Source organism: Celeribacter sp., from assembly GCF_048261515.1.
Classification (GTDB): Bacteria; Pseudomonadota; Alphaproteobacteria; order Rhodobacterales; family Rhodobacteraceae; genus Celeribacter.
This window is the reverse complement of sequence record NZ_JBLXFZ010000001.1, coordinates 701130-727035: the sequence shown is the minus strand read 5'-3', so window position 1 is coordinate 727035 and position 25906 is coordinate 701130. Positions and strand designations below refer to the sequence as shown.

At 59.9% G+C, this 25906-nt stretch carries 26 protein-coding genes and 1 pseudogene; 14 read left to right on the top strand and 13 right to left on the bottom strand.

Annotation, left to right across the window (positions count from 1 at the left end; genetic code table 11):
- Positions 1-54: 54 nt before the first annotated feature.
- From ACN0SC_RS03620 to ACN0SC_RS03610, 3 genes and pseudogenes are all read right to left on the bottom strand, one after another.
- Positions 55-579, bottom strand: a complete 525-nt coding sequence (locus ACN0SC_RS03620; protein WP_417248558.1) for a hypothetical protein — start codon at positions 577-579, stop codon at positions 55-57.
- 102 nt (positions 580-681) lie between these two features.
- Positions 682-858: pseudogene (locus ACN0SC_RS03615) on the bottom strand (helix-turn-helix domain-containing protein); the annotation flags it as partial.
- Between the two features lie 295 nt (positions 859-1153).
- Positions 1154-1993, bottom strand: a complete 840-nt coding sequence (locus tag ACN0SC_RS03610) for an amidohydrolase family protein (protein ID WP_417248287.1) — start codon at positions 1991-1993, stop codon at positions 1154-1156.
- A gap of 195 nt (positions 1994-2188) precedes the next feature.
- On the opposite strand from ACN0SC_RS03610, the gene ACN0SC_RS03605 reads away from it, so the two are divergent.
- From ACN0SC_RS03605 to ACN0SC_RS03550, 12 genes are all read left to right on the top strand, one after another.
- A complete protein-coding gene (locus ACN0SC_RS03605) occupies positions 2189-3493 on the top strand; it encodes an ABC transporter substrate-binding protein (RefSeq protein WP_417248286.1) in 1305 nt (434 codons plus the stop codon).
- A gap of 98 nt (positions 3494-3591) precedes the next feature.
- Complete coding sequence (locus ACN0SC_RS03600) at positions 3592-4488, top strand: carbohydrate ABC transporter permease (RefSeq protein WP_417248285.1); 897 nt, start codon at positions 3592-3594, stop codon at positions 4486-4488.
- Between the two features lie 3 nt (positions 4489-4491).
- Complete coding sequence (locus ACN0SC_RS03595) at positions 4492-5358, top strand: carbohydrate ABC transporter permease (protein WP_417248284.1); 867 nt, start codon at positions 4492-4494, stop codon at positions 5356-5358.
- Positions 5359-5361: 3 nt separating this feature from the next.
- On the top strand, positions 5362-6447 hold the full coding sequence (locus tag ACN0SC_RS03590; RefSeq protein WP_417248283.1) for an ABC transporter ATP-binding protein: 1086 nt from the start codon (positions 5362-5364) through the stop codon (positions 6445-6447).
- 4 nt (positions 6448-6451) lie between these two features.
- Positions 6452-7564: a mandelate racemase/muconate lactonizing enzyme family protein gene (locus tag ACN0SC_RS03585; RefSeq protein ID WP_417248282.1), complete on the top strand. Its 1113-nt coding sequence runs from the start codon at positions 6452-6454 to the stop codon at positions 7562-7564.
- Positions 7565-7566: 2 nt separating this feature from the next.
- Positions 7567-7896: an L-rhamnose mutarotase gene (locus tag ACN0SC_RS03580; RefSeq protein WP_417248281.1), complete on the top strand. Its 330-nt coding sequence runs from the start codon at positions 7567-7569 to the stop codon at positions 7894-7896.
- Positions 7889-8944 carry a Gfo/Idh/MocA family protein gene (locus ACN0SC_RS03575; protein WP_417248280.1) on the top strand — a complete coding sequence of 352 codons (1056 nt, stop codon included), beginning with the start codon at positions 7889-7891 and terminating at the stop codon, positions 8942-8944. Before ACN0SC_RS03580 ends, ACN0SC_RS03575 begins: the two co-directional genes overlap by 8 nt.
- Entirely contained in the window at positions 8937-9383 is a 447-nt protein-coding gene (locus ACN0SC_RS03570; RefSeq protein ID WP_417248279.1) for a MaoC family dehydratase, read from the top strand. The genes ACN0SC_RS03575 and ACN0SC_RS03570 overlap by 8 nt, the downstream gene beginning before the upstream one ends.
- On the top strand, positions 9380-9694 hold the full coding sequence (locus ACN0SC_RS03565) for a UxaA family hydrolase (RefSeq protein ID WP_417248278.1): 315 nt from the start codon (positions 9380-9382) through the stop codon (positions 9692-9694). The genes ACN0SC_RS03570 and ACN0SC_RS03565 overlap by 4 nt, the downstream gene beginning before the upstream one ends.
- On the top strand, positions 9691-10905 hold the full coding sequence (locus tag ACN0SC_RS03560; protein ID WP_417248277.1) for a UxaA family hydrolase: 1215 nt from the start codon (positions 9691-9693) through the stop codon (positions 10903-10905). Before ACN0SC_RS03565 ends, ACN0SC_RS03560 begins: the two co-directional genes overlap by 4 nt.
- 10 nt (positions 10906-10915) lie before the next feature.
- Positions 10916-11653, top strand: a complete 738-nt coding sequence (locus ACN0SC_RS03555; RefSeq protein ID WP_417248276.1) for an SDR family oxidoreductase — start codon at positions 10916-10918, stop codon at positions 11651-11653.
- A 46-nt stretch (positions 11654-11699) separates the two neighbouring features.
- Positions 11700-12539: a fumarylacetoacetate hydrolase family protein gene (locus tag ACN0SC_RS03550; RefSeq protein ID WP_417248275.1), complete on the top strand. Its 840-nt coding sequence runs from the start codon at positions 11700-11702 to the stop codon at positions 12537-12539.
- Positions 12540-12592: 53 nt separating this feature from the next.
- Here ACN0SC_RS03550 and ACN0SC_RS03545 read toward each other — a convergent pair whose 3' ends face one another.
- Complete coding sequence (locus tag ACN0SC_RS03545; protein WP_417248274.1) at positions 12593-13726, bottom strand: CaiB/BaiF CoA transferase family protein; 1134 nt, start codon at positions 13724-13726, stop codon at positions 12593-12595.
- Positions 13723-14862, bottom strand: coding sequence for a carbohydrate ABC transporter substrate-binding protein (locus ACN0SC_RS03540; RefSeq protein ID WP_417248273.1), 1140 nt, complete (start codon positions 14860-14862; stop codon positions 13723-13725). Before ACN0SC_RS03540 ends, ACN0SC_RS03545 begins: the two co-directional genes overlap by 4 nt.
- A 182-nt stretch (positions 14863-15044) precedes the next feature.
- Between ACN0SC_RS03540 and ACN0SC_RS03535 the strand changes: the two genes are divergently transcribed.
- Complete coding sequence (locus ACN0SC_RS03535; RefSeq protein WP_417248272.1) at positions 15045-15830, top strand: IclR family transcriptional regulator; 786 nt, start codon at positions 15045-15047, stop codon at positions 15828-15830.
- 241 nt (positions 15831-16071) lie between these two features.
- On the opposite strand, the gene ACN0SC_RS03530 is transcribed toward ACN0SC_RS03535, so the two are convergent.
- Genes ACN0SC_RS03530 through ACN0SC_RS03520 form a run of 3 tightly spaced genes read right to left on the bottom strand, consistent with a single transcriptional unit; the run spans position 16072 to position 18964 of the window.
- Positions 16072-17349 (bottom strand): TRAP transporter large permease, encoded by a 1278-nt coding sequence (locus ACN0SC_RS03530; RefSeq protein WP_417248271.1) that lies wholly within the window; start codon positions 17347-17349, stop codon positions 16072-16074.
- Positions 17350-17392: 43 nt separating this feature from the next.
- A complete protein-coding gene (locus ACN0SC_RS03525; protein ID WP_417248270.1) occupies positions 17393-17977 on the bottom strand; it encodes a TRAP transporter small permease in 585 nt (194 codons plus the stop codon).
- A gap of 12 nt (positions 17978-17989) precedes the next feature.
- Positions 17990-18964 (bottom strand): sialic acid TRAP transporter substrate-binding protein SiaP, encoded by a 975-nt coding sequence (locus ACN0SC_RS03520; RefSeq protein WP_417248269.1) that lies wholly within the window; start codon positions 18962-18964, stop codon positions 17990-17992.
- 231 nt (positions 18965-19195) lie between these two features.
- On the opposite strand from ACN0SC_RS03520, the gene ACN0SC_RS03515 reads away from it, so the two are divergent.
- Complete coding sequence (locus ACN0SC_RS03515) at positions 19196-19993, top strand: GntR family transcriptional regulator (protein WP_417248268.1); 798 nt, start codon at positions 19196-19198, stop codon at positions 19991-19993.
- Between the two features lie 46 nt (positions 19994-20039).
- Here ACN0SC_RS03515 and ACN0SC_RS03510 read toward each other — a convergent pair whose 3' ends face one another.
- The 5 genes from ACN0SC_RS03510 to ACN0SC_RS03490 are packed head-to-tail and all read right to left on the bottom strand — an operon-like array spanning position 20040 to position 25825.
- Entirely contained in the window at positions 20040-20243 is a 204-nt protein-coding gene (locus ACN0SC_RS03510; protein ID WP_417248267.1) for a formate dehydrogenase subunit delta, read from the bottom strand.
- Positions 20243-20977, bottom strand: coding sequence for a formate dehydrogenase accessory sulfurtransferase FdhD (fdhD, locus tag ACN0SC_RS03505; RefSeq protein ID WP_417248266.1), 735 nt, complete (start codon positions 20975-20977; stop codon positions 20243-20245). The genes ACN0SC_RS03510 and fdhD overlap by 1 nt, the downstream gene beginning before the upstream one ends.
- Positions 20974-23835, bottom strand: coding sequence for a formate dehydrogenase subunit alpha (gene fdhF / locus ACN0SC_RS03500; RefSeq protein WP_417248265.1), 2862 nt, complete (start codon positions 23833-23835; stop codon positions 20974-20976). Before fdhF ends, fdhD begins: the two co-directional genes overlap by 4 nt.
- Positions 23832-25352 carry a formate dehydrogenase beta subunit gene (locus tag ACN0SC_RS03495; protein WP_417248264.1) on the bottom strand — a complete coding sequence of 507 codons (1521 nt, stop codon included), beginning with the start codon at positions 25350-25352 and terminating at the stop codon, positions 23832-23834. The genes fdhF and ACN0SC_RS03495 overlap by 4 nt, the downstream gene beginning before the upstream one ends.
- Complete coding sequence (locus ACN0SC_RS03490) at positions 25349-25825, bottom strand: NAD(P)H-dependent oxidoreductase subunit E (protein ID WP_417248263.1); 477 nt, start codon at positions 25823-25825, stop codon at positions 25349-25351. The genes ACN0SC_RS03495 and ACN0SC_RS03490 overlap by 4 nt, the downstream gene beginning before the upstream one ends.
- Between the last annotated feature and the right edge of the window lie 81 nt (positions 25826-25906).

Below are 25906 nucleotides of genomic sequence, written 5' to 3'. Positions count from 1 at the left end.
TAAAAGAGGGGGCTCGCGCCCCCTCTTTTTTCGTCTGAAACACGATTTGCCGCGCTATCCGGTTTGTTTTCCCGTTTTGAAAAACTCCCGCGTTGCATCATCAATATGGGGATCGTCGAGGCTCCACGCCCCACAATGTTGCCGATACAGGTCCAGGACATTCCCAGCGATTTTGCGCATCATTATCGGGGAGGGCATGACCCTGCCAGGGAGGATGACGCTGGAGGTGAGGGCGTGGCCATACATGACGCTTGTGCTTGGGAAGCGCGGTCTTTGAATGATCATGAGACCGAGATCCGTCTCGCCGCCGCTCAAGTGGGTCATCCGAAACAGGTGCAATAGGCCAGAGTTCAGAAAGACCAGAGATTCATGCGAATAGGTTTTTATGCCGTGCGTGGGCTGCCCGCCCACCCGAAGGGAAATCAGGGTTTTGGAGAGGGTTTGCCCATCTTTCTGATAAATGCGCAAAAGGCTCTCGTGGATGTGGTTTTCGGAAAGTGCCGAGCGATGCATGAGCAGATAGTCGCCGCAGGAGGCGGCCAGCGTGTCTTTCTCGCGCAGGGCGCGCTCGGCGGCCATTTTGAACGATGTTTCGATTGCGTGTTGCGTCGGCGACGGCTTGGCCTGCTGGCTCTCAAGGAGATGTGCAATCGTGTCGGGATCTGACAAAAGCAGATCGATTGAAACGCCTAGAGTAGAGGCTATGCGGTCCAAGGTGCGTGCTGACGGATAGCTGCTGCCATTAAGGTATTTGTTAAGCTGCTGGCGGTTTATGCCGAGGTGAAGTGCGCCGTCCGTTAAAGTCCCGTAGCGGGCAAGGAGCGTGCGTAGGTTTCGGGCAAGATACTTCCGCTGCATAATTTACTTCTTCTTAAACAAATAATCTCTATTACGGGATAGCTTAGGACAGGCCGTTCGGAGATTGAGCATTTGACTAATTTCTGGTCAAAATGACAAGCGCAAAAGGCCCTGTCACAGGGCCATTCGGCCACCTGCGGCGATTGGACACCGTTTGCGCTGTCGTGGGTTTGCGGTTGTAACAGCCACGGCGCACCGTTTCGCCAACCGCAAGGCGGGCAATAGCTATAAAGCCACAAACCATCAGCCCGATTTCTTCGGACGCGCCAGCTGCATTCTGGCGGGTGCTGCGCGGTTAACCCGCTTCGATGTTCCAGATGCGTTTGGCGTTGGCGCTGAAGAACTTCTCGCGTTCCGTTTCTGATGCGCCTTGCGTCAGGGCGAGGGTGGCCGCCACCCATTGGTCGAGGTTGGAGTTGAGCGTGCAGACGGGGCTGTCAGATCCCCACACCACACGGTCCCACCCGAAACATGCGATCACGTGTTCGACGTAAGGGCGCAGCGTGTCGAGAGTCCAATCGGGCGCGGAATAGGCGGTGATGCCCGATATCTTGGCCACAATGTTGGGGCGTTTGGCGATCTCGGCCATTGCAGCAGCCCAAGGGGCATATGCCTCTCCCGCAATGTCGGGCACGCCGCAATGGTCGAGCACGAATTGCGTGTTTTCACAGGCGTCGACCAGTTCCGCCGCAATGCCCAACTGTCGCGCGTCGGCACAGATGTCGAAGGGCAGGTTCGCCTCCCCGATCCGACGCACGTTTTCGCGAAAGAGCGGCGTTTGGGACAGATCGTCGGGCATGACATGGATTACGCGGCGAATGCCTTTAACGACGTTGCGATCAAGGCGCTCCAGCATCGCGGCGCAGCTGTCACTTTCGGGGCGGGTCGAGGCGATGGCGCCGCGCATCAATGTGTCTTCGCGCGCCATGAGTTCGGCGACCATGTCGCACTCGGCGTCGATATCCTCCTCGGCCACATCCACTTCCATATGCAACGTGTCGGTGATTCCCACACGTCGCGCGGCCTGCGCATATTCCTCATAGGTCCAGTCGCGATCGAGCGCCTTAGCCTCCGACAGCCACGGGTAGGACAGGCGCGTGCGGTCAATGAGGTGCAAGTGGGTGTCAAATAACATGGCATTTCATCCCTTTTCATGTGGGCAGTCACCAGAATTGGCCGCTTTTCACAGAGACTTCACCTTGACTCGATTTAGAAGTCAAGTTTACTTATAAAACCACCTTCTGAATATGAAACGCGCCATGGGCAACTTTCGACCAGAAGGCATCGAATTGGTGTCGCGCAACGTCGGCATCGAAAACGGGAGGAAACTATGAAGTCACTAATTGGAGGTGTGTCCTTCGCGGCACTGGTTTTCGGCGTCGCCCAAGGCGCGGCCGCAGCCGAATTTGATGGCATCACGATCGACGCCAAGCTGATCGGTGGTCAGCAATACGAGGCGCTCTATGCGCGCATCCCCGAGTGGGAGGCGATGACCGGCGCCAAGGTCAACATCATTTCGAAGAAGAACCACTTCGAACTGGACAAAGAATTCAAATCCGACATCGCGGCGGGCACAACGGATTGGTGTGTGGGGTCGAACCACTCGTCCTTCGCGTCGCAATACCCCTCGCTCTACACCGACCTCAGCGGTCTGGTTTCTGAAGAGACTGTGGCTGGGTTCGTGCAAGCCAACATTTCGGCTTCCACCCTTAACGGCAAACTGGTCATGCTTCCGCGCGCCCAGTTCGATGTCTCCGCGCTCTATTACCAGAAAGACCTGTATGAGGACGCCGAGAAGGCCGAGGCATTCGAGGCAGAATACGGCTACCCGCTTGCGGTTCCCGAAACGTGGGCGCAGGTCAAGGACCAGGCCATCTTCTTCGCCGATCCTCCGAACTTCTACGGCACCCAATATGCGGGTAAGGACGAGGCCATTGTTGGTCGCTACTACGAGATGGTCGTGGCTGAGGGCGGCAAGCTCTTCAACGACGATTTCTCGCCTGCGTTCAATTCGCCCGAAGGTAAGGCCGCTCTCCAGTGGTTTGTCGATCTCTACGAGGCGGGCGCAGTGCCCGCGGGCACGACCAACTACCTGTGGGACGACCTTGGCAACGGTTTTGCCTCGGGCACGATCGCACTCAATCTGGACTGGCCGGGCTGGGCTGGGTTCTTCAACGATCCTTCGGCATCCAAAGTTGCGGGTAACGTCGGTGTTGCACCTGCACCCAAAGGGTCGGCTGGCATCCGCACGGGTTGGTCGGGCTTCCACGGGTTCTCCGTGACCGAAGACTGTGCCCACAAGGACGCGGCTGCGTCTTTGGTGGACTTCCTCACCAACGAGGACAGCCAGAAGATGGAAAGCGCTGCGGGCCCGCTGCCCTCACGCACGGCGGTTTGGGACTACGTGTCCGAACAGGCCGCAGACGATCCCTATCGTGCCGAAGTGCTTGCAGCCTTCAAGGAAACCGCAGCATCGGCCTTCGCTGTGCCGCCGACTGCGCTGTGGATCGAGGCGACCAACCTCATCTACCCCGAACTGCAAGCGGCCATCCTTGGCGACAAGACTGTTGACGAGGCGTTGGAAGACGCCGCTGAAGCGATCGACGAGATGATGGTCGAAGAAGGCGTTTATTAACGCCACCAAAACGTGCGGGCGTGCAATTCTATGCGCGCCCGCACCAATCAACCGAACTCCGCAGCATCACGCATGATGCCAGTCCTCGGGAATAATTCATGACGCGCTCCAAGTTTCCTCCATGGTTGGCTCTTCTTATGCCCGCCATCATCATTCTGTCGGCGGTGGTTTTGATCCCGCTGGTGTTCTCGCTCTATTCGAGCTTCACGCCCTACAAGCTGACGCGCCCCGAAACGCTTTATCGCTGGATCGGGACATTCAACTACGAGAAGGCCGTTGGTGACGCGAAATTCTGGGCCGCATTCGGGCGCACGGTGCTGCTACTCACGATAGCGCTCAATCTGGAAATGGTGCTTGGGTTGGGTCTGGCGCTCATGGTGTCCAAGGTCACGCGAGGTCAGCGGATGCTGCGCACCGCGATGATGTTCCCGATGATGTTTTCGCCCATTCTCGTGGGCTTCCAGTTCAAATTCATCTTCAACGATAACGTCGGTTTGGTGAACAACGCCCTGCAATCTCTGGGCATTACCGACCGCGCGATCCCGTGGCTTGTGGACGGGCATCTCGCAATGGGGGCAATCATCTTTGCTGAGGTTTGGACCGCCACATCGGTGTTTGCGATTCTGATCCTCGCGGGCCTTTTTGCTATTCCCCAAGACCCGCTCGAAGCGGCAAAGGTCGATGGGTGCACACCTCTACAATCCTTCCGCTATGTGACGCTGCCCTTCCTGATGCCGTTCATCTATATCGCGATGGCGATCCGTTCGCTCGACGTAGCGCGCGCCTATGACATCGTTCAGATCATGACCAACGGCGGACCGGCGCGGCGTACCGAACTGCTTTGGACGCTCATAGGCAGGACGGGCTATGTCGATGCCAAAATGGGCTATGCCAATGCAATGGGCTATGTCTCCATCTTCCTCGCCATCTTCTTCACCGTGTTCTTCTTCAGAAAGCTCACCGCCGCGCGCGCCGAGCTTGGCATGGGGGTGTAAATCATGGCCAGCAATCAAACCCACCGTAATCGCAAGCGCGCCATGAAGTTCCTGCACTTCTTCGGCCTGTTCGTGGCGATGATGATCCTGTGCGTGCCTGGCTTGTGGATCGTATTGAACTCCTTCCGTCCGACGGTGGAGATCATGGCCAAGCCGCCCGTGTGGATCCCGAACGAGCTCAACCTCGACCATTACCGCGCCATGTTCGGCGGGGCGGGAGAGGGGGGCGTTCCTGTCCTGACATATTTCCGCAATTCGCTGGTCATCTCGGTCACATCGACGATCATTGCGCTCTTGGTCGGCATGTCGGGCGGCTACGCCTTTGCCCGTTACCGCTTCAAGTTCAAAGGTGCGATCTTTGTCGGGCTGATGGTCACACGTGCCGTGCCAGGTGTGGCGCTGTCGCTCCCTTTGTTCATCCTGTTTGCGCGGGTCGGGATTATCGATACGCATTTCGGGATGATCCTCGCCTATGTCGCGATGAACGTTCCCTTTACCATCTGGCTCATCGACGGTTTTTTCCGTCAGGTGCCGCCCGAATTGGCTGAAGCGGCGGAAATCGACGGTTGCACCCGTTGGCAGGCCTTCTGGCGCGTGGAGTTTCCCGTGGCCAAATCGGGAATTGCCTCGGCGGGTATCTTTGCCTTCCTGACTTCGTGGAACGAATATGCGCTGGCCTCACAGCTCACGCGCTCCACCACGTCAAAGACGATGCCCGTGGGTCTGCTCGATTTCACGTCCGAATTTACGCTTAACTGGGGCGGGATGTGCGCGCTGGCGGTTCTGATGATTATCCCCGCGCTCGTTCTCACCTTCCTCGTACAGAAACACCTCATTGCCGGCCTGACCTTTGGCGGCGTGAAAGGATAAACCATGGCACACGTCCAGTTGCGAGATGTCGTCAAATCATATGGCAAACTCGAAGTCGTCCATTCCATCAACCTCGAAATCGCCGAGGGCGAGTTTGTCGTGCTTGTCGGCCCCTCTGGCTGCGGCAAGTCCACGACGCTGCGGATGATCGCGGGGCTGGAGGACATCTCGGGCGGCGAGATTTCCATCGGTGATCGTGTGGTTAACGATCTGCCGCCTCGCGATCGCAATATCTCGATGGTGTTTCAGAACTACGCGCTCTACCCCCACATGACGGTGCGCGAGAACCTCGGCTTTTCGCTCAAGATCGCAAAGCGCCCTGCGTCGGAGATCAACGCCGCGGTAGATGCGGCTGCGGAAATCCTCTCGCTGACACCGCTGCTGGACCGCAAGCCCGGCGCCTTGTCGGGTGGGCAGCGCCAGCGTGTCGCCATGGGCCGCGCGATTGTGCGTCATCCCGATGTGTTCCTTTTCGACGAGCCGCTTTCCAACCTCGACGCGAAACTGCGCACGCAGATGCGGGTGGAGATCAAGAAGCTGCACCAGAAAGTCACCTCGACCATCGTCTATGTGACCCACGATCAGGTCGAAGCCATGACGCTCGCCGATCGTATCGTGATTATGCGTGACGGGCATATTGAACAGATTGGCACGCCGCTTGATGTGTTTGAAAACCCGATCAACACCTTCGTCGCGACCTTCATTGGCTCGCCGCCGATGAACCTTCTGGACGGTCGGATCGAAGGTGGTCAGGTGGTGCTCGAAGGGGGCGATATCCTTCCTATACCGCCAGGATATTCCGCTCAGGAAGGCCGTCTGGTCACGTTTGGTGTGCGCGCCGACAATATCATGCCCGTGGGCCACGCCCTGCCGCCGAGCGAACATATGGCGGAGATCGAGATGGGCGTGAACCTGACCGAGCCGCTGGGCACGGAAACGCTTCTGTTTGCCGAACTGGCAGGTCGTGAGGTGCAGGCGAAGATGCTCAACCCGCGCCCTGTGCAGATGGGGGAACGCATGACCTTCCAGATCACGCTCGACAAATGTCACCTCTTTGATCGCGAGAGCGGTCTGGCGTTGAAAGGCTGATCCTATGGCTCGTATCACCCATGCCCACGCTTTCATGGTCGATCTTGTGCCCAAGGTCGAGCGCACCGACGCGATCCAGTCGTTCAAAAGCCAAGAGACGATTTTCGTCGAACTGACCGACGCCGATGGCGCGCGTGGCATCGGCTATAGCTACACCATTGGCGATGGCGGTCCCTCGGTTCTGGCGCTGTTGAAGCATACGCTTCTGCCGCGTTTGATGGGACAAGACGCAGACGGGATCGAAGCCATATGGCGCGACCTTTTGTTCTGTTCGCACGCCACGGCCGTGGGGCCAATCATGGCGCTTGCGCAGGCGGCGATTGATACCGCGCTTTGGGATATGCGAGGGATCAAGACAGGACTGCCACTGCACCTTCTTGCGGGCGGGGCGAAAGCTGCCGTCCCGATGTATACGACCGAAGGCGGCTGGCTGCATATCGCGCCTGAAGCGCTGGTCGAGGATGCGCTCGCCGCGTGTGCACAGGGGTTCCGTGGCTCTAAAGTCAAGATCGGCAAGCCGACCGTTGCGGGAGATGCTGCCCGTCTTGGCGCTGTTCGTGAGGCGCTTGGTGATGACTACGAGATTATGACGGACGCCAACCAGTCGATGACCGCCGCCGAGGCCATCCGCCGCGTGCCGATGCTTGAGGCGCTTAATATCGGATGGTTCGAGGAGCCTTTGCCCGCCGATGACATTGCGGGACATGCACGCCTTCAGGCGACGAGCCGTGTGCCCGTCGCCGTGGGTGAAAGCCTCTACAGCCCAGGCCAATTTGCCGACTATATCGCGCAGGACGCCTGCGGGATTGTGCAGGCTGATGTGGCGCGGGTCGGCGGGATCACCCCTTGGCTCAAGATCGCACATATGGCCGAGGCGCATAATATGGCAATCTGCCCGCATTTCCTGATGGAGCTGCATGTGAGCCTCGTCTGCGCCGTGCCAAATGCGCCGTGGCTGGAGTTCATCCCGCAGCTTGATGACGTGGCTGCACCGATGGCGCGCGATGGCGGCATGGCGTTGGCGCCCACACGTGCAGGGCTGGGTATTGACTGGGATCACGATAAGCTCGCGTCGCTGACCACTGAAGGCAGTGCATTCGAGATCAAGGGAGCATAGAGATGCAACGACATGGACAGGTGATTGGCGTCGGGGCGGAAGCCATTTCGGAATACAAGCGGCTACATGCCGACGTCTGGCCGCAGGTTCTGGAGATGATCACTGCTTGCAACATCCGCAACTACTCGATCTTTCTCAAAGAACCCGAGAACCTCATGTTCGCCTATTTCGAATATGTGGGTGAGGATTTCGAAGCGGACATGGCGAAGATGGCCGCTGATCCCGTGACGCAGAAATGGTGGGATGTCTGTATGCCTCTCCAGCGTCCTTTCGACACGCGCGCCGAGGGCGAGTGGTGGGCCGAGATGGAAGAGGTTTTCCATCGTGACTGAGTTGAACCAGCGCATCGAAATGCCGCCTGAGGCCACCCCCGTGGTGGTCTTTGGTGCAGGGTCTATTGTGACGGATGCGCATCTGCCAGCTTACCGTGATCTCGGTGTGCCTGTTGCGGGGATTTTCGATCCCGATGCGCAGAAGGCCGCCAAGGTCGCCGACGATTGGGGTGCCAGAGTTTTCGCCACGGTTGAGGAGGCCGTGGCGCAGGGTAGGGTGATCTACGATCTCGCCGTGCCGCCCGCCGCGATCCCCGCTATTCTGGAGGCGCTGCCCGATGGGGCGACCGCGATCATCCAGAAACCGCTGGGCTCCGATCTCTCCGAGGCCAGTGCGATCATCGCGATACTGCGACGCAAGAACATCCATGCTGCGGTCAACTTTCAACTGCGTTTCGCTCCCATGTCGCTCGCGCTCAAAGACGCGATTGCGCGGGGGCAGCTCGGTGAGGTCGTGGATTTCGACGCTTGGCTGGCGCTAGATACACCGTGGCATCTGTGGGCGTTTCTTGCTGATCTGCCTCGGGTGGAAATCCTGCTGCACTCGATCCATTACCTCGACTTCGTGCGCGACATCATGGGCAACCCCCAAGGCATTCACGCCAAGACAGTCGGCCACCCGTCCTCCACCGTGTCCAACACACGCACGGCGATGATCCTTGACTACGGGGAGGCCGCGCGCTGTGCCTTGTCGATCAATCACAATCACGCGTTTGGCCGCAAGTTTCAGGCCTGCGAGTTCCGTATCTGCGGGACTAAGGGTGCGGCCTATATGAAGCTCGGCGTGAACCTCGACTATCCTAAGGGCGAGCCAGACGAGTTGTGGCTCAACACGGACGGGGAATGGCGTCAGGTGCCGCTTGCCGGCAACTGGTTCATCGAGGCCTTCCACGGTCGTTTCGCGCAGGTCCAACGCTTTGCCGCAGGGCTTGATGCCGAGATCGAAGGCTCCGCCGAGGATGCGTGGCACACGATGGCGCTCGTTGAGGCAGCCTATGAAAGCTCCGGAAAGCCGATGCACCCGATTAAAGAGGCCGCCGATGCTTGAGCAAGTTCAATACTACGAAGACTACGAGATCGGGCAAGAACGCGATACCGTGGGCCGCACGATCACCGAGACCGATTTCGTGGTTCACGCGGGCCACTCCGGCGACTTCTTTCCCCATCATCTCGATGCGGAATTCTGTAAGACACTCCCCTTCGGCCAGCGGATCGCCCATGGCACGATGGTCTTCACAATCGGCGTAGGACTGACCGCGACGATTATCAATCCCGTGGCCTTTTCCTACGGCTACGACCGCCTTAGGTTCGTGAAACCCGTGTTCATAGGCGACACGATCAAGAGCCGCGTGGAGATCATCGCCAAAGAAGACATGCCCAAACGTCCAGGATACGGCCGCGTGACCGAGCGGCTGACCGTGACAAAACATGATGGTGAAACTGCGCTCGTCGCGGATCACATTTATATGGTGGAGAAGCGCCCTTGACTGACCCGTTCCTTTTACTCAATGAGCGCGATAACGTTCTTGTGGCGCGTGCCACCACCGAGGCTGGCACGCAGGTGGCGCTTGAGGGCGGCACCGCGACCCTCGACCGCATCATTCCACTCGCGCACAAGATTGCACGCCATGACATCCCAGAAGGCGCGCGCATTCTCAAATACGGCATGCCCATCGGCATCGCCACGCAGGACATCTCGGCGGGCGAACACGTCCATATCCACAACATCCGCTCGGCCTATACCGCGACGCATGCGTTGCAGGATGCCGACGGGATCAGCGCGGGGGTTTCGCAATGACCGACCTTTCATCGACCATGACAGGCTACCCTCGTGCCGACGGTCGCAAGGGCATTCGCAATACGGTTCTGGTGGCCTACCTCGTGGAATGCGCGCATTTCGTTGCCTCGAAAATCGTCGCGCAGTTCCCTGATGACGATGTGCAACTCATCGGCTTTCCAGGATGCTATCCCAACGAATACGCCGCGCAGATGATGGAGAAGCTCTGCACCCACCCGAACGTAGGCGCGGTGCTTTTCGTCTCGCTGGGTTGTGAGAGCTTTGACAAGGTGCGTGCCTCCGACGCCGTGGCCGCATCGGGGCGTCCCGTAAAAACGCTGGTAATCCAGAAGACGGGGGGGACGGCCTCGACTGTCGATCTCGGCGCGGATTGGGTGCGCGGCGCCTTGCGTGACATCGGTAAGATCGAGCGCGTGCCAATGGGTGTGGACGAGCTGGTGGTCGGCACGATCTGCGGTGGCTCGGACGGCACCTCGGGTATCTCGGGCAACCCCGCTGCGGGCAAGGCGTTTGACCTGCTGGTGGCCGATGGCGCGGCGTGTATCTTCGAGGAAACGGGCGAGTTGATTGGCTGCGAGGAAATCATGGCCGAGCGCGCCGTGACGCCTGAATTGGGCCAAGAGTTGCGCGAAAGCGTGCAAAAGGCGGAACGCTACTACGCGACGCTCGGCTACGGCTCTTTTGCAGCGGGCAACGCGGCGGGAGGATTGTCTACTATCGAAGAGAAATCCCTCGGTGCCTATGTCAAATCTGGCGACAGTCCGATCTCTGGTCTGATCAAGCCGGGGGATGTGCCTCCGACGGGTGGGCTTTATCTCATGGACGTGGTGCCTGACGGCGACGTGCGCTTTGGTTTCCCCAATATCTCCGACAACGCCGAGATCGTCGAGATGATCGCCAGTGGCGCGCATTTGACGCTCTTTGTGACGGGGCGGGGATCGGTGGTCGGCTCGGCCATCTCACCCGTGATCAAGATCTGCGCCAACCCAGACACCTACCGTGCTTTGGAAGGTGATATGGATGTGAACGCGGGCGATATCATCGAAGGCAAGCGCAGCATTGACGCGGTTGGTCGGGAGATCCGCGACCGTGTTCTCGACACGGCCCGTGGGGCGCCGACGGCCTCGGAGGCGCTTGGACATCGTGAATTTATTCTGACATACAAAACATTTGACCCCATTGGTCCGGCGTGTTTGCCGACAGGGGTCTGAGGAGAAAGACATGAAGAGACTTGAAAGCAAACGTGCGGTTGTTACGGCAGCGGGTCAGGGGATTGGGCGTGCGTCGGCGGTTCGGCTGGCGTCGGAGGGTGCGCAGGTTATTGCGACCGATATCCGTGCGGCGTCGCTGGGTGAGCTTGAGGGCATTGAGGGGATCGAGACGCGGGTTCTTGATGTGATGGACGCAGAGGCGATTACCGCATTTGCCGAGGAGTGCGGGGCGGTGGACGTGCTGTTCAACTGCGCGGGCGTGGTCCACAGCGGCACCATTCTGGAGGCCAGTGAAGAGGATTGGGACTTCGCTTTCGATCTCAACGTCAAATCGCAATTCCGCATGATCCGCGCCTTCCTTCCCGCGATGATCGAGGCGGGCGGCGCGTCGATCATTAACATGGCCTCGGTCGCAGGCCCCCTGACAGGCCCGCCCAACCGCCTCGTCTATTCGGCTTCGAAAGCGGCTGTGGCAGGGATGACGCGGGCGCTGGCCGTCGATTACATCACCCAAGGCATCCGCGTGAACGCGGTGGCCCCTGGCACGGTGGATAGCCCTTCGCTGCACGAACGTCTGCGGGCGACGGGCGATTATGAGGGCGCGCTTGCCGCCTTCATCTCGCGCCAGCCGATGGGACGAATCGGCCAACCCGAAGAGATCGCCGCCCTCGTGGCCTATCTCGCTTCCGACGAGGCGGGGTTCACCACAGGGCAGATCCACGCGATCGACGGCGGCTGGACCGCGTAACCCGCGCGATCACGACACATCACACAATTCAACGACGGAGACAGATATGAAACTGGCACGATACGGCGAACGGGGCGCGGAAAAGCCCGCATTGGTGGACGCAGACGGCAATCTGCGCGACCTGTCTGCCCATGTGGGCGACGTGGCGGGCGAGGTGCTCACCGACCTTTCGGTCCTCAAGGAGATCGATCCTGCGAGCTTGCCGCTGGTCGAGGGCAACCCGCGTCTTGGCGCTTGTGTCGGCGGGACGGGGAAGTTCATCTGTATCGGTCTGAACTACGCCGACCACGCCGCCGAAAGCGGCTTGGAAGTGCCGCCCGAGCCTGTGATCTTCGCCAAGTATACCTCCGCGATCTGCGGTCCCAACGATCCCATCCTGATCCCGCGCGGTTCGACCAAAACCGATTGGGAAGTCGAGCTCGGCTTCGTCATCGGCAAGAAGGCGAAATACGTGTCCGAGGAAGACGCGATGGACCATGTTGCGGGCTTCTGCCTGATCAACGACGTCTCCGAGCGCGAATACCAGATCGAGCGTTCAGGCCAGTGGTCCAAGGGCAAATCGTCGGACAATTTTGGCCCCACGGGTCCGTGGCTGGTGACACCTGACGAAGTGGGCGATTTTGACAACCTGCATATGTGGCTCGACGTGAACGGCGAGCGGGTTCAGGATGGCTCGACCGCAACCATGGTTTACAAGGTGCCCTACCTTCTGAGCTATCTGTCGCAGTTCTTCACTCTGCATCCGGGTGACATCATCTCCACAGGCACCCCTCCGGGTGTGGGCCTCGGCTTCACCCCGCCGCGCTACCTTAAAGCAGGCGACACGGTTGAACTCGGCATCGAAGGGTTGGGTGTGCAAAAGCAGATATGTGAAAACGACGCGTGAGGAGGAACTCTCCGCGACAAAAAGAAAAGCCCGCCAATTCGGCGGGCTTTTTGCTACCAGCGACCTTTGAGTAGTGCGTTGGCATCGCCAAGCTGAGGAGCCGCGCGGGAGGATTTCGGGCGCTTGCCGTCAATCCTTAGTGGGAGCTTCGTCGTGCGCATGGAGACGTCCTCGTTCTCGATGGTCTGGATCATGTCGAGTGTGTCGAGCACACCGCTTTCCATCACGCCGTCCCAATCCATCACAGGCGCGGCCCAAATGTCGGCTTCGACGAATTTCTCCATCCATGCTTGGGAGGTCTTTCCCTTGATCCGCTCTGCCAAGGCAGCTTTGATCCTGTCGCGATCCTTGAACGGGTCGAGTGCCGAAAGGTCCAGATTGAGTTCCGTAATCTCGGCCAGAAGGTCTAGCTTACCCATAGCGATGGCCATGTGTCCGTCGGCAGTCTCATAGAGGCCGTACGGCGCGGCTAGATAGGCATGGGCGGGGTTGTTGGCCGACCGTTCGGGCCTGCGTCCACCGTCGTTGAGCCATGTGGTGAGAAGTTCGAATTGCAGGTCGGCGAGCACTTCGATCAACGAGGTTTCGACTTGTCCGCCGATCCCTTTGATGCCGCGACGCACGAGTAGGGCCAGAACGCCATGCGCCAGTGCCGCCCCTGCCAGTACATCGGCGATTGGAAGGCCCACAGCCACGGGGCCGTCATCGCGCGCGCCCGTAAGCCACATGACGCCCGAGCGGGCCTGCGCGAGCAAATCCTGACCAGGCAGGTCGACCCATGGGCCGTTAGAGCCATAGCCTGTCACGGTGCCATAGACCACGGTCGGATTGATTTCCTTGACCGCCTCGAAACCGAAACCTAGCCGCTCCATCACGCCTGGGCGGAAGTTCTGCAACACGACATCGGCCTCTTTGACGAGCGCGCGTAGGGCGGCTTTGTCCTCCTCCGATTTGAGGTTCACCGCGACCGAGCGCTTATTTCGGTTAATGGCGTGGAAGATCGTGCTTTCGCCCGCGATTTGCGTGTCGGTCAGGTACAGGTAGCGCGACAGATCACCGACCTCGGCGCGTTCCACTTTAACCACATCCGCGCCGAGATCCGCGAGTTTCAGCGCGCAGTAGGGGCCCGCGAGAAACTGGGAGAAGTCCAGAACTTTCAGGCCGTCGAGGGGAAGCATGTCGGTCATGTGGAGAAACTTTCGTCGAAGCGAGTTTGCAGCGCGTCGAGGGCTGCGTCGTGGGATGTTGCGCCTGTAAGAGCGTCGATGAGGATGTGGGAGCCGTCTTCCTGAAATCCCATATAGCCCGCGTGGCGGGGGCGTAGCCATGCGGCTTCGTGGGTCATGCGCGTCTTTGCGTAGGCGTGTCCGACGGTGGCGTTCACGTCCGCATCGCCCCATGCATAGGCGTTGGCGGGCTGGCCGTTGTTGTTGGAGTAAATGCCGCGTTGAACCGGCGCGGAGGCGACCCAGAGGGCGAATTCGGTGCAGATTTCAGGATGGGCTGTGCGGGCGGAGATCGCAATTCCTGTCCCTCCGAGCGCCGATCCGAGCGGGCCGGCATGGCCCAGAGCGGGCATGTCGTGGAAGGCTATGGTGTGGTCGCGGTAGCCGTCGCGCCCATAGGGTGCGTAGAGATATACCAGCGGGCAGAGCGCAAACCTGTCACCCTCGGCCAGCGCGTCGAGCGCGGCGATCGGGTCCATGTTGCGACAGGCGGGATCAATGGCATCATGAAACGCTCGCATTACGGTGAGAACACGCAGCGCGGTAGTGCGCGGGATGGGATCGCCCTTTACAACGGGAAAGGGTGCGCCCGAATTGGCCAGAAGCGTGAAGAACGACATCAGAACATGCGGGGGCCGCAGAGGCCAGATAACGCGCCCGTCACGTGCGAGCGAAAGCACATCGTCCATCCGTGTCAGCGGCGCGGGCAGGAGGTCGGGGCGGATTGCTTGCACCTGACAGGCCGCATCGACGGGCAGGGCCCATTGCTTCCCCTCGTAAAAATAGCTGTGAAAGCTCTTGCCCACGATCTCTGCTTCCAGCCGCCTTAGTGCCGTGCCGTGTGTTGCGGGATCAAAGGGGCGCAGGCAGTACTCCTTGATGACCGCGCCAACGTGCGGATGGTCGATAATCATCAGGTCATAGGTTTGAGCCAGCGCGTCAACAGGTGTGCTTTCAAACCCTTGCAGCGATCTCTTGTCCCATTCAATGTGAACACCGTGACGGGACTTTGCAAAGGCCGCGCTCGCAGCGACAAGAGGGTCGAACCCGCGCGGATCGGACCATGTCATGCCTTTGATTACGATCTCCTGCGTCACGATGGCACTCCCTTTTGCGGCAGCTTAGCGAATACTATTTATAAGTAAAAGAGTATTTTATATCTAAACATTATGGTGCAGGATGGTCGTAAGATGTGGCGCGCGCACGGAGGCCTTCGTATGCTCAAGTGACCGCAAGTGTGGCGCTGCCGAAGCACAGGGCGAGCAAGAGAAGAACACAGATGACGAACGACGACACACAAACCGACAACGAGAAATATCGCGCACCCGCATTATCCAAAGGACTCGACATCCTCGAGCTTTTGGCCAGCGAGCCAGAAAGCCTGACGCAGGCCGAGATTGCCAAGCAGTTGGGGCGCACGACGCCAGAGATTTTCCGTATGCTCATGGTACTCCTTCAGCGCGGCTATGTCGGCCAGCGGGAGGAGGATGATCGCTACTATCTGACCACCAAGATGTTCGAGGTCGCGCATCGGCATCCGCCGATCAAACGACTGACTTCGGTGGCGGGCGACGCGATGCAGCGCTTGGCGGACAAGGTGAACCAGTCGATCCATCTGGGTATTCTGCACTCGGGGCGCGTGTTGGTCGTGGCGCAGGTTGATTGTCCTGACAACAACATCACCGCAGTGCGTCTTGGCGCACATATTCCGCTGTTCGATACGGCATCGGGGCGTGTGCTTGCTGCATGGATGGATGAAGAGGCCCGCGCGCGCCTTCTGGCGGAGGTTGATGATGCGTCCGAGGAAAAGCGTGCCGCCTTCATCGATGATCTCGCAGAGGTACGGGAGGCGGGTTATTGCGAAAGCCCGTCGCTCACCATTGCGGGGGTCCAGAACATCTCCGCACCTGTTTTCGACTTCTCGGGCCGCCCCGTCGCGGCCGTGACCATTCCGTTTATCCAGCGGTTGTCAGGCACCTCGGTTTACACTGCGCAGGCTTGCCGTGAGGAACTGGTGGAAACCGCGCGGCAGATTTCGCGCCAACTTGGCGCAGGGGCATCATAGCATCGCTCGGATGGGGCAGCTATCGGCGGCGCACCGCAAGTGGCAGAGCCCTGTGTGGAGGTGGAGATGGCGCTTTCGAGCGTTGGACATAGGGCCGAGAGGGCAAGTGCTTCCTGTCCTGTCACGCTCCAACTGTGATTGAAAGAAGCTCTCACCCTATTCGGTTGAAAAGCGCGCGCCAGATGACTGGCGCGCGCGTCTTGTTTTGTCGTTTGGCTAAACCCGAATTCGTCGGCGGTCCCTAGCGGTAGATCAGTGTCGGGAGCCACATGGACAGTTGCGGGATGAAGGTCAGCAGCAACAGAACGGTGATCAGCGGCACGAGGAAGGGTGCTGTTGCAACAACGCACCTTTCGAAAGGCACATCAGCCACCTTTGACAGCACGTAGAGCACCAGTCCGACGGGGGGCGTCAGCAGGCCGATCATCAGGTTGAGGATCAGGATGATGCCGAAGTGCACGGGATCAATGCCGATGCTGATCGCCACGGGCAAGAGCACGGGCGTCAGGATGGTGATCGCGGCAATGGTTTCCATGAAACAACCTACGATCAGCACGATCAGCATGATCACGAGGATGATCGCTGTCGGGCTGTCCGTGATCCTCAGTAGTGTTCCCGCGAATTTCTGCGCCACCTGATTGGCCGTCAGGATCCAGCCGAATATGGCTGAGGCCGCGACGATCATCATGATTGATGCCGTGGTTTCGACCGTCTCCAAAGACACCCGCATGATCCGTTTCAGGTTCAGCGTTCGGTAGACAAAGACACCAAGGAACATGGCGTAGACCACGGCCGCGATAGCCGCTTCCGTCGGGGTAAAAGCACCTGACAGGATGCCGCCTACGATGATGATGGGCGTGAAAAGTGGCAGGATGGCATGACCGAATGCACGGATGAACACGCCAAACAGGAAGCGCTCGTCACGCGGATATTTCCGCAACCGTGAATAGATCGCGACCATGACCATCAGGGACATTGCCATCAGAAGGCCAGGTATGAGGCCGGCGGCAAAAAGCTGTCCGATGGAGGTGTTGGCGATCACGCCGTAGACCACGAGCGGTAGGGACGGCGGGATGATCGGTCCGATAGTTGATGATGCCGCAGTGATGCCCACGGAGAAGTCCGTGTCATAGCCAGCATCGCGCATGGCGCGGATCTCAATGTTTCCAAGACCGCCTGCGTCGGCCACAGCTGCGCCGGACATGCCCGCGAAGACCACTGATGCGCCCACGTTCACATGGCCCAACCCGCCATGCATCCACCCCACAGCGGACCGCGCGAAGGCGAAGATTTTGTTGGTGATACCCGATGAGTTCATCAGGTGTCCGGCTAGGATAAAGAAGGGCACCGCGATCAACGGGAAGGAATTGATCCCGTTCACCATATTGTGCAGCACCACCACACTCGGCATTCCCGAAAACGCGATAAAGAACAGCGAGGACAGGCCCAAAGACACCGCCACAGGCGCCCCCGCGATCAGTAGCACGAAGAGGATTACAAACATTAATGCAAGGATCATTGTCGGGTCTTCTTTCTATATCGACAGTGGATCGTGCGCCGCGTCAGTCGGGCACGTCAGCCATTGCGTGTTGCTCGATGTCGTGACGGATATCTTCGGGACGCTGGCGCAGCTTCTTGAGCAGCCACAGCAGGGAGAAGATCGCCATGAAGGCAAGTCCGACCGCGACGGCCCAGTAGAGCAGGCTCTTGGGGATTTCGGCCGAGGCCATTTTCGTCTTGGTCTTGAGCGCCAGTTGAACGGCCAGCCATGACAAATACCCCCAGAAGAACAGCGTCAGCACCTCCATCGCCACCGCCAGCCATTTGCATGCGCGCGGCGGCAGGAAGCGGTAGAAGAATTCGAGGAAGATGTGCGTGCCCTTACGGCTCACGGTAATCGCGCCGAGGAAGGCGACGATGATGAGCACGTAGCGGGCGATCTCCTCGGTCCATGCGAGGCTGTCGTTGAGCACGTAGCGCGTGAAGAATTGCAGGAACACAATCGCGGCAAGACCCCAAAGCGCGATCAAACCAGGAAAGTCGATCAGCTTGATGTCGAGGGGCGCGTCGTGTTCGTCTTCGGTTTCAAAGGGGCGGGCCGCATCGCGGCCGCGCCCCTCGTCCGAGTGTTTGTGAGGATCACTCATGGACCTGCGCCCTTAAAGTGCCTGAAGCCGTTCAAAATGCTCCATCTCGTAGGGCACCTGATCGGGGTCTGTGAGCATCGGCTTGACCGCATCCTGGAACGGCTGCTTGTCGATCTCGTTGACCGTGATGCCCTCGTCGCGGAACCACTGAACGAGGCTCTGCTCGCTGTCGTAGATATTTTGCGACACGGTGGCGGCGGCTTCTTTGAGCACTTCTTCGACTGTAGCGGCGTCGTCGCCCATTCGACCCATGGCACTGTCAGAGGCAATGACCAGAAGCGAGTTGAGGATGTGACCTGTCAGGTTGATGTTTGACTGAACCTCGTAGAACTTCTTGAACTGGATGGTGGGCAGGGGGTTTTCCTGCGCATCGACCACGCCCTGTTGTAGCGCGAGGTAAACTTCGGAGAAGGCCATCGGTGTCGGGTTCGCCCCAACCGCATTCGGGAACATCAACATCACGGGGCTGTTGGGAACGCGGATTTTCAGGCCTTCCATGTCGGAGGGCTTGAGAATGGGGAAGTTCGAGGTCACGTGGCGCTGACCGTAGTAGACCAGACCCATGACAGTGTGGCCCGTCGCGCCTTTGTAGCCTTCGGACAGATCGGCGAAGAGGTCGCTGTCGCGGTAGGTCTTCCAGTGGTCATAGCCGCGCATGATGAACGGATAGTCCGAAATGGCGATCGGGCCATAGTAGCGCTCGACGAAGCTCGGGCCCGTGTAGATTATATCGACAGCACCGATGCCGAGACCTTCGTTGATCTCGACCTCTTTACCCAGCGACGAGGCGGGGAAGACGTTGATCTCGATACGTCCTTCAGTGCGTTCTTTCACCTGCTCGGCGGCCCAAAGCGCGACCTGGTGGTAGTCAGAGCCTTCCTCGTAGACGTGCGCCCATTTGAGCGTCTCGACCGCATAGGCCGAGGTAGCGCTTGCAATCGACATAACTGTTGCAACCGCGAAGCTGCGGAATTTCCCTAGATACATTGTCTTCCTCCCTTTGTGCGCCGCCCCATCCTCCTGTGGATGTCTGTTATCCAGACGGCTGCGTCAGCCCAGCCTCCCGCCGGGTCCATTTACTTGTATACTAGATATGAGCGCTCTACAATGATTCTGATCATGCGACTCTTTAGGCCATAGTCTTGATAGTGACTTTCACGTGACCATCGTGGGGTCTATGACCTGTCGGAGTGACACGACCACCACGAAAACGACCCAATGACCCTGACCAAGCGAAACCAACTCTCCATGGCCAACGCCAATTCCACGCCGCCAGAAAAGGCCCGCCGCCGCGCACCGAGCCAGTCTCCGCGCGGGCCAGCGCGTTTTGCCAAAAGCGGGGCTCAGACGACTGCGGATGGTATCTATGAGAAATTGCACGCCGCGATTGCCTCTATGGAATTACGCCCTGGCACGCCCATGTCGGAGACGCGCCTGACTGAGGAATTCGGTGTGAGCCGCACGCCCGTGCGTGAGGCGCTGCAGCGGCTGGCGAAAGAGAAGCTGGTGGAAATCGTGCCGAAATCGGGCACATTCGTAGGGCGCATTCCGCTCTCCACGCTCTTCGAGGCCACCTTCGCACGCAGCGCGCTTGAGTGTGCCATTGTGCGACACGTGGCCGAGAGGGCCACGCCTGATCATGTCGAAACCCTACGCGCCGCATTGGACGTGCAGAGGGACGTGGCTTCCTCTGGCGACTACGAAAAAATTCACGTTGCCGACGAGGCGTTTCATGCCGCCTTGGCAAACGTGGCGAATTTTGAGGGGATTTGGGAAATGGTCCGCACGATGAAGGTGCAAGTGGACCGTTATCGGAAATTGACCCTGCAGCAATCGGGGCGAGTCACGCTGCTCATTAAGGAACACACCGAAGTTGTGGATGCGATCGAAGCGCGCGATCCCGAGCGGGCGGTCGCCGCAATGGCCGAACATCTGGGGCGCCTCAAGCTCGATATCGAGGTCTTCGGCGCCACGTGGAAAGACTATTTCATTCACGACCGTGAGATCGGAGGCTGACGCCGCCGCGCGCAACTTCTGCTCTTCTTCGTGGAAGGGTCTTTTCCTATATCAAATCGGCCGCAGCGCGGGCAGGGGATGATAGCCCCTCGGCCCCGCGTTCGGCGGCCGCCTTGAATTGAGTGCGCATGCTCGGTGCCCAGAAATCCATCAGGTGATCGGCCGTTTTTCGCGCTGCCTCGTCACCGGGCTGACTGGCGAAGAACGCGGCAATTTGATTTGCCATGCTGATAAGTTTTTCGTCAGTCATTAGGATGTCCTCAGCTCTGGCTTGGAATAGTACACCAGATTGTCGGGAGTGATGAGACACAGTGTCATCCCGCAACGCTGCGCGAGTTCGGCTGCGCCACGGGTCGGGCGCGAGACCGAGAAGATGGCAGGTAAATCCACCCGCGCGCACTTCTGGACGAGGTCAATGGAAATCCGCGAGGTCAGCAGGATGCCGATGTTTTCGCGCGCCTTCACGTCGAGCGCGCCCACCAGTTTGTCGAGGGCGTTGTGCCGCCCCACGTCCTCTCGCATCGCAATCAATCCCTGCGCGTCAAATAGCCCCGCAGCATGAAGTGCGCGGGCGGCCTTCCGCAACACTTGCTCACCGTGCAATTCATCGAGCGCCTTGCGGGCGTGTCGGCCCAACTCCGTCGTGCGTCGCACCAGCTTTCCCGAAAACCCTGCCGCCGACTGGAGGCTCTCGATCCCACACAGTCCGCACCCGACTGGGCCGACGGAGGCGCGGCGGCGGGCGTTGATCTCCATCTCGCGCTCCACGTCAATCCGCCCACGCACTTCGGTGCCAACGACATGGCGCACAACCTCGATGTCGCGTACTTCGTCGGGCTGCGAAATGATCCCTTCGGTCAGACAGAAACCGCGTAGAAAGTCCTCGTAGTGTTGCGGTGTGGCCATCAGGACGGCCACGGTTGAGCCGTTGAGCACCAAAGCAACCGCATGCTCGTCGGGAAGGTTCGAGACATCCGCGATCATTCGGGCTGCACCTCGATCCGCCGCGCCGCTTGGCTCTTGGCGCGGTAGTCTTCCTGCCAGTCGCTCGGCCCGTTCGACAGGGCGACCTGCACGGCTGTCACCTTGTATTCGGGGCAGTTTGTTGCCCAGTCCGAATTGTCTGTCGTGACCACATTGGCCTGCGTGTCAGGATGGTGGAATGTCGTGTAGACAACCCCCGCCGCCACGCGGTCTGTGAGTGCGGCGCGCAGCGAGATTTCTCCCGCTCGTGAGGTGAGTCGCACGAAATCGCCATCGCGGATGCCGCGCTGCTCGGCGTCGTGCGGGTTGATCTCCAGCAGGTCTTCGTCATGCCAGACGGTGTTGGCCGTGCGTCGCGTTTGCGCGCCGACATTGTATTGACTGAGGATGCGCCCCGTGGTGAGCAGAAGGGGGAAGCGCGGTCCTGTACGCTCCTCGGTCGGGATGTATTCGGTGATCATCAACCGCCCCTTGCCGCGCTTGAACGTCTCCTCGTGCATCACGGGCGTGCCCAGAGGCGTGTCGTCGTTGCACGGCCATTGCACCGAATTGACCTCGTCGAGAAGGTCATAGGTCACGCCCGCAAAACTCGGTGTGGTTGCCGAAATTTCCGACATGATTTCCGCAGGGTGCGTGTAGTTCCAACCCGCGCCAAGCGCATTGGCCAGTGCCTGTGTGACCTCCCAGTCAGCCATCCCTGCCTTCGGCGCCATCACCCGTCGCACGCGGTTGATGCGGCGTTCGGCGTTGGTAAAGGTGCCGTCCTTTTCGAGGAAGGTCGAGCCAGGCAGGAAGACATGCGCGTGGTTCGCGGTCTCGTTGAGGAAGAGGTCATGCACGATCACGCAGTCCATCGCCTCCAGACCGGCGGAGACATGTTTGGTATCGGGATCGGATTGCAGGATGTCCTCGCCCTGAATGTAGATCCCCTTGAAATTTCCCGCTACTGCGGCGTCGAGCATGTTGGGAATGCGCAGGCCTGGTTCGGGATTAATCTCCACATCCCATGCCGCCTCGAAAATCGCCCGCGTGTCGGCATCCTTGACGTGGCGATAGCCGGGCAGTTCGTGCGGGAAACTGCCCATGTCGCAGGCCCCTTGCACATTGTTCTGGCCACGCAGCGGATTCACTCCCACACCCTCGCGGCCGATGTTGCCTGTCAGCATGGCGAGGTTGGCAATGGCCATGACTGTGGTGGAGCCCTGACTGTGCTCGGTCACGCCAAGCCCGTAGTAGATCGCGCCATTGCCGCCCGTGGCATAGACCCGCGCTGCCCTGCGCAGCGTGTCTGCATTTACACCCGTTGCCAGCGCGGTGGCTTCGGGGCTATGGCGCGGGTCGCTCACGAAGTCGCGGTAGGCGGCCCAGTCATCTGCCTCGCAACGCGCAGCAATAAACGCTTCGTCCGCCAACCCTTCGGTCACGATCACATGCGCCATCGCGGTCAGCACCGCCACATTGGTGCCGGGCGTCAGAGCGAGATGATGCGTCGATCCAACATGCGGCTCGTCGAGAAGGTCGATGCGGCGCGGATCAATGACGATCAATTCGGCGCCATTTCTGAGCCGCTTCTTGAGACGTGATGCGAAGACAGGATGCCCATCGGTCGGGTTTGCGCCGATCACCAATGCGACATCTGTATGCTCCACACTATCGAAATCCTGCGTGCCAGCCGAGGTGCCGAAGGCCTGACCCAACCCGTAGCCCGTGGGCGAATGGCACACGCGGGCGCAGGTGTCGGTATTGTTGTTGCGGAAGACCGCGCGGGCGAGTTTCTGGACGAGGTAGGTTTCCTCGTTGGTGCAGCGGCTTGAGGTGATCACACCCACCGAGTCCCGCCCGTGTTCCTTCTGTATGGCCTTGAGGCGGTCCGCAGCAAAGCCGAGCGCCTCGTCCCATGATACTTCACGCCACGAGTCGGTGGTTTTCTCGCGGATCATCGGTTGCAGGATGCGATCCTGATGTTCGGCATATCCGTAGGCAAAACGGCCTTTGACGCAGGAGTGTCCTCTGTTCGCCCTCCCTTCCTTATGCGGCACCATGCGCACCAGCGTGTCGCCGTTGAGTTCCGCCTTGAACGAACAACCGACACCGCAATAGGCGCAGGTGGTGATCACCGAGCGCGTCGGCGTGCCAAGGTCGCGCACCGATTTTTCCTGAAGCGTCGCGGTCGGGCAGGCTTGCACACAGGCACCGCAGGACACGCAATCGGACGACAGGAAATCGTCGAGTGAACTGCCCGCCGAGACGCGACTGTCGAACCCGCGGCCCTCGATCGTCAGCGCGAATGTGCCCTGCACCTCTTCGCAGGCCCGCACGCAGCGTGAGCAGACGATGCATTTGCTTGGATCGTAGGAGAAATAGGGATTGCTGTCGTCCACGGGACGCCAGTCAGCCGCCTCGTCGAAGTGGTTTTCGCCCTTGGAATAACGCACGTCGCGCAGGCCCACCATGCCTGCCATGTCCTGCAATTCGCAATCGCCATTGGCGCTGCACGTCAGGCAGTCGAGCGGGTGGTCGGAGATATAAAGCTCCATCACGCCCTTGCGCAGTTTCTGGATCCGTTCCGTCTGGGTGCGCACCACCATGCCTTCGGCCACGGGCGTTGTGCAGGAGGCAGGCGTGCCGCGCCGCCCCTCGATCTCGACCACGCAAAGACGGCATGATCCGAAAGCCTCAACACTGTCGGTGGCGCAAAGCTTCGGGATTTTCAGCCCCGCTTCCATCGCTGCGCGCATCACGGATGTGCCCTCGGGCACTGCCACTGCATGCCCGTCGATGGTCAGCGTGACATCCGCCCCTGTCCGTTTCGGGGTGCCATAGTCAGTGTCGTTCCAAGGGATGATGAAATCCTTCATTCGGCCGCCTCCTTTGCATCCAACCCGAAATCCTCGGGCCAGCCGTTGAGTGCCGACAGCACAGGATAGGGTGTGAACCCGCCAAGCGCACAAAGCGATCCATCGCGCATGGTTTCGCAGAGGTCTTCGAGCAACGGCACCGCCGAACGGTCGCCCGCAATGATGCGATCAACGGTCTCTTGCCCGCGCACTGCGCCGATGCGGCAGGGCGTGCATTTCCCGCAACTTTCCAACGCGCAGAACGCCATGGCAAACCGTGCCAACGCGCCCATGTCGGCGGTGTCGTCAAAGACGGTGATCCCTGCGTGACCGATCAATCCGCCTGCCGCGTCGAGTTCTTCATAGCCTAAAGGCGTATCGAACTGGTCGGGGCGCAAATAAGCACCCAACGGTCCCCCCACCTGCACCGCTTTCACAGGCCGCCCTGAGGCCGCTCCGCCGCCGATTTCGTTGATTGCCTCGCCGAGCGTCATGCCGAAGCCCGCTTCGAACAATCCGCCGTATTTCACATTACCCGCTAGTTGCAGTGTCACCGTTCCCTTGGAACGCCCGATGCCGAGGGCGGCATAGCGCGCGGGGCCATCCGCGAGAATGGCGGGGACGGTGGCCAGAGTGATGACGTTATTGATGACCGTCGGCGCGCCGAAAAGTCCCTCGATTGCGGGCAGGGGGGGCTTGGCCCGAACGGTTCCGCGCCTGCCCTCAATCGAGTTGAGCAACGACGTTTCCTCGCCGCAGATATAAGCCCCCGCGCCGAGGCGGACCTCAAGATCGAAAGCCACACCAGAGCCGAGAACGCTCTCGCCAAGAACGCCGTTTTCACGTGCAATTCCTATCGCCTGTTCAAGAATGCGATAGGCAATCGGGTATTCGGAGCGCAGGTAGATATAGCCCATCTCCGCTCCCACGGCGACGCCTGCAATGGCCATGCCCTCGATGAGGGAAAACGGGTCGCCCTCCATCAACATGCGGTCGGCAAAGGTGCCGCTGTCGCCCTCGTCGGCGTTGCAGACAATGAACTTACGCGCGGCCTCTGCCTTGCGCGCCGTGTCCCATTTGATCCCTGTCGGGAAACCCGCGCCCCCGCGCCCCCGCAGACCCGATGCGGTAACGTCCGCGATGGTCGCCTCGCCGCCCAGATCAAGCGCACGGCGCAAACCCTTCAACCCGCCATGGGCCTCGTAATCGGTCAGTGACAGAGGGTCGATTAGGCCACAGCGCGCGAAGGTCAGGCGCTCCTGTGCCGCGAAAAAGGGGATACTCTCGACGGGGCCGGGGCTGTCGATGTTGCCGTCCAGAAGGGCGGGGACATCTTTCGGTGTGATCGGACCATAGGCCAACCTCTGCCCGTCGCGCTCGATTTCCACCAGCGGCTCAAGCCAGACCATCCCGCGCGATCCGTTGCGCACGATTTCGACGTCCAGCCCCTTGGTCGCTGTAAAGTCGGCAATCGCCTTCGCGACCTGATCTGCACCGAGCGCGACCGCAGCGCTGTCGAGGGGAACATAGATTTTCATGCCCCGACCTCCGATGCCAGATCGTCCGCCGTGACCCGCCCGCGCGGGGCGCCATCGACCAAAGCGGCAGGTCCGCAGGCGCACAGGCCGAGACAATAGACGGGTTCAACCGTCACCGACCCGTCCGAAAGCGTCCCGAAATCATCAAGTCCGATCTTGCGCAGAAGAGCCGCTTCCACATCTGCGCCGCCCTGCGCCTGACAGGCTTCCGCGCGGCACAGTTTGATTACATGCTGCCCCGCAGGATCGTTGCGGAAGTCATGGTAAAAGCTGACGACGCCGTGCACCTCCGCCCGAGTCATGCCAAGCGCCTTGGCGATCTGGTCGTAGCTGTGTTCTGGCACATGCCCGAATGCCGCCATCATATCGTGCAGCAGGGGCAAGAGAGCGCCTTGGGACGCGCCATGTGTCTCGATCAGTGCATCGAGCGCAGCATCCGTCGGAATTGGTGCTTGCCCATCAGTTCGTGCCATGTTTCCTCCTAGGAAAGACCATTGCATGCGAAATTGGCGGATTGTCTCGCAATGCATGTTGCCCCTAGACTAAATGAAAAC

Bases quoted from the DNA above. Each gene is read 5' to 3' on its own strand.
- ACN0SC_RS03535 (WP_417248272.1), top strand. From the start codon at position 15,045: ATGACGAACGACGACACACAAACCGACAACGAGAAATATCGCGCACCC.
- ACN0SC_RS03495 (WP_417248264.1), bottom strand. From the start codon at position 25,352: ATGAAAATCTATGTTCCCCTCGACAGCGCTGCGGTCGCGCTCGGTGCA.
- ACN0SC_RS03545 (WP_417248274.1), bottom strand. From the start codon at position 13,726: ATGACCGACATGCTTCCCCTCGACGGCCTGAAAGTTCTGGACTTCTCC.
- ACN0SC_RS03605 (WP_417248286.1), top strand. From the start codon at position 2,189: ATGAAGTCACTAATTGGAGGTGTGTCCTTCGCGGCACTGGTTTTCGGC.
- ACN0SC_RS03580 (WP_417248281.1), top strand. From the start codon at position 7,567: ATGCAACGACATGGACAGGTGATTGGCGTCGGGGCGGAAGCCATTTCG.
- ACN0SC_RS03510 (WP_417248267.1), bottom strand. From the start codon at position 20,243: ATGACTGACGAAAAACTTATCAGCATGGCAAATCAAATTGCCGCGTTC.
- ACN0SC_RS03490 (WP_417248263.1), bottom strand. From the start codon at position 25,825: ATGGCACGAACTGATGGGCAAGCACCAATTCCGACGGATGCTGCGCTC.
- ACN0SC_RS03570 (WP_417248279.1), top strand. From the start codon at position 8,937: ATGCTTGAGCAAGTTCAATACTACGAAGACTACGAGATCGGGCAAGAA.
- ACN0SC_RS03555 (WP_417248276.1), top strand. From the start codon at position 10,916: ATGAAGAGACTTGAAAGCAAACGTGCGGTTGTTACGGCAGCGGGTCAG.
- ACN0SC_RS03520 (WP_417248269.1), bottom strand. From the start codon at position 18,964: ATGTATCTAGGGAAATTCCGCAGCTTCGCGGTTGCAACAGTTATGTCG.
- ACN0SC_RS03530 (WP_417248271.1), bottom strand. From the start codon at position 17,349: ATGATCCTTGCATTAATGTTTGTAATCCTCTTCGTGCTACTGATCGCG.
- ACN0SC_RS03590 (WP_417248283.1), top strand. From the start codon at position 5,362: ATGGCACACGTCCAGTTGCGAGATGTCGTCAAATCATATGGCAAACTC.
- ACN0SC_RS03550 (WP_417248275.1), top strand. From the start codon at position 11,700: ATGAAACTGGCACGATACGGCGAACGGGGCGCGGAAAAGCCCGCATTG.
- ACN0SC_RS03515 (WP_417248268.1), top strand. From the start codon at position 19,196: ATGACCCTGACCAAGCGAAACCAACTCTCCATGGCCAACGCCAATTCC.
- ACN0SC_RS03560 (WP_417248277.1), top strand. From the start codon at position 9,691: ATGACCGACCTTTCATCGACCATGACAGGCTACCCTCGTGCCGACGGT.
- ACN0SC_RS03585 (WP_417248282.1), top strand. From the start codon at position 6,452: ATGGCTCGTATCACCCATGCCCACGCTTTCATGGTCGATCTTGTGCCC.
- fdhF (WP_417248265.1), bottom strand. From the start codon at position 23,835: ATGAAGGATTTCATCATCCCTTGGAACGACACTGACTATGGCACCCCG.
- ACN0SC_RS03610 (WP_417248287.1), bottom strand. From the start codon at position 1,993: ATGTTATTTGACACCCACTTGCACCTCATTGACCGCACGCGCCTGTCC.
- ACN0SC_RS03595 (WP_417248284.1), top strand. From the start codon at position 4,492: ATGGCCAGCAATCAAACCCACCGTAATCGCAAGCGCGCCATGAAGTTC.
- ACN0SC_RS03600 (WP_417248285.1), top strand. From the start codon at position 3,592: ATGACGCGCTCCAAGTTTCCTCCATGGTTGGCTCTTCTTATGCCCGCC.
- ACN0SC_RS03620 (WP_417248558.1), bottom strand. From the start codon at position 579: ATGGCCGCCGAGCGCGCCCTGCGCGAGAAAGACACGCTGGCCGCCTCC.
- ACN0SC_RS03525 (WP_417248270.1), bottom strand. From the start codon at position 17,977: ATGAGTGATCCTCACAAACACTCGGACGAGGGGCGCGGCCGCGATGCG.
- fdhD (WP_417248266.1), bottom strand. From the start codon at position 20,977: ATGATCGCGGATGTCTCGAACCTTCCCGACGAGCATGCGGTTGCTTTG.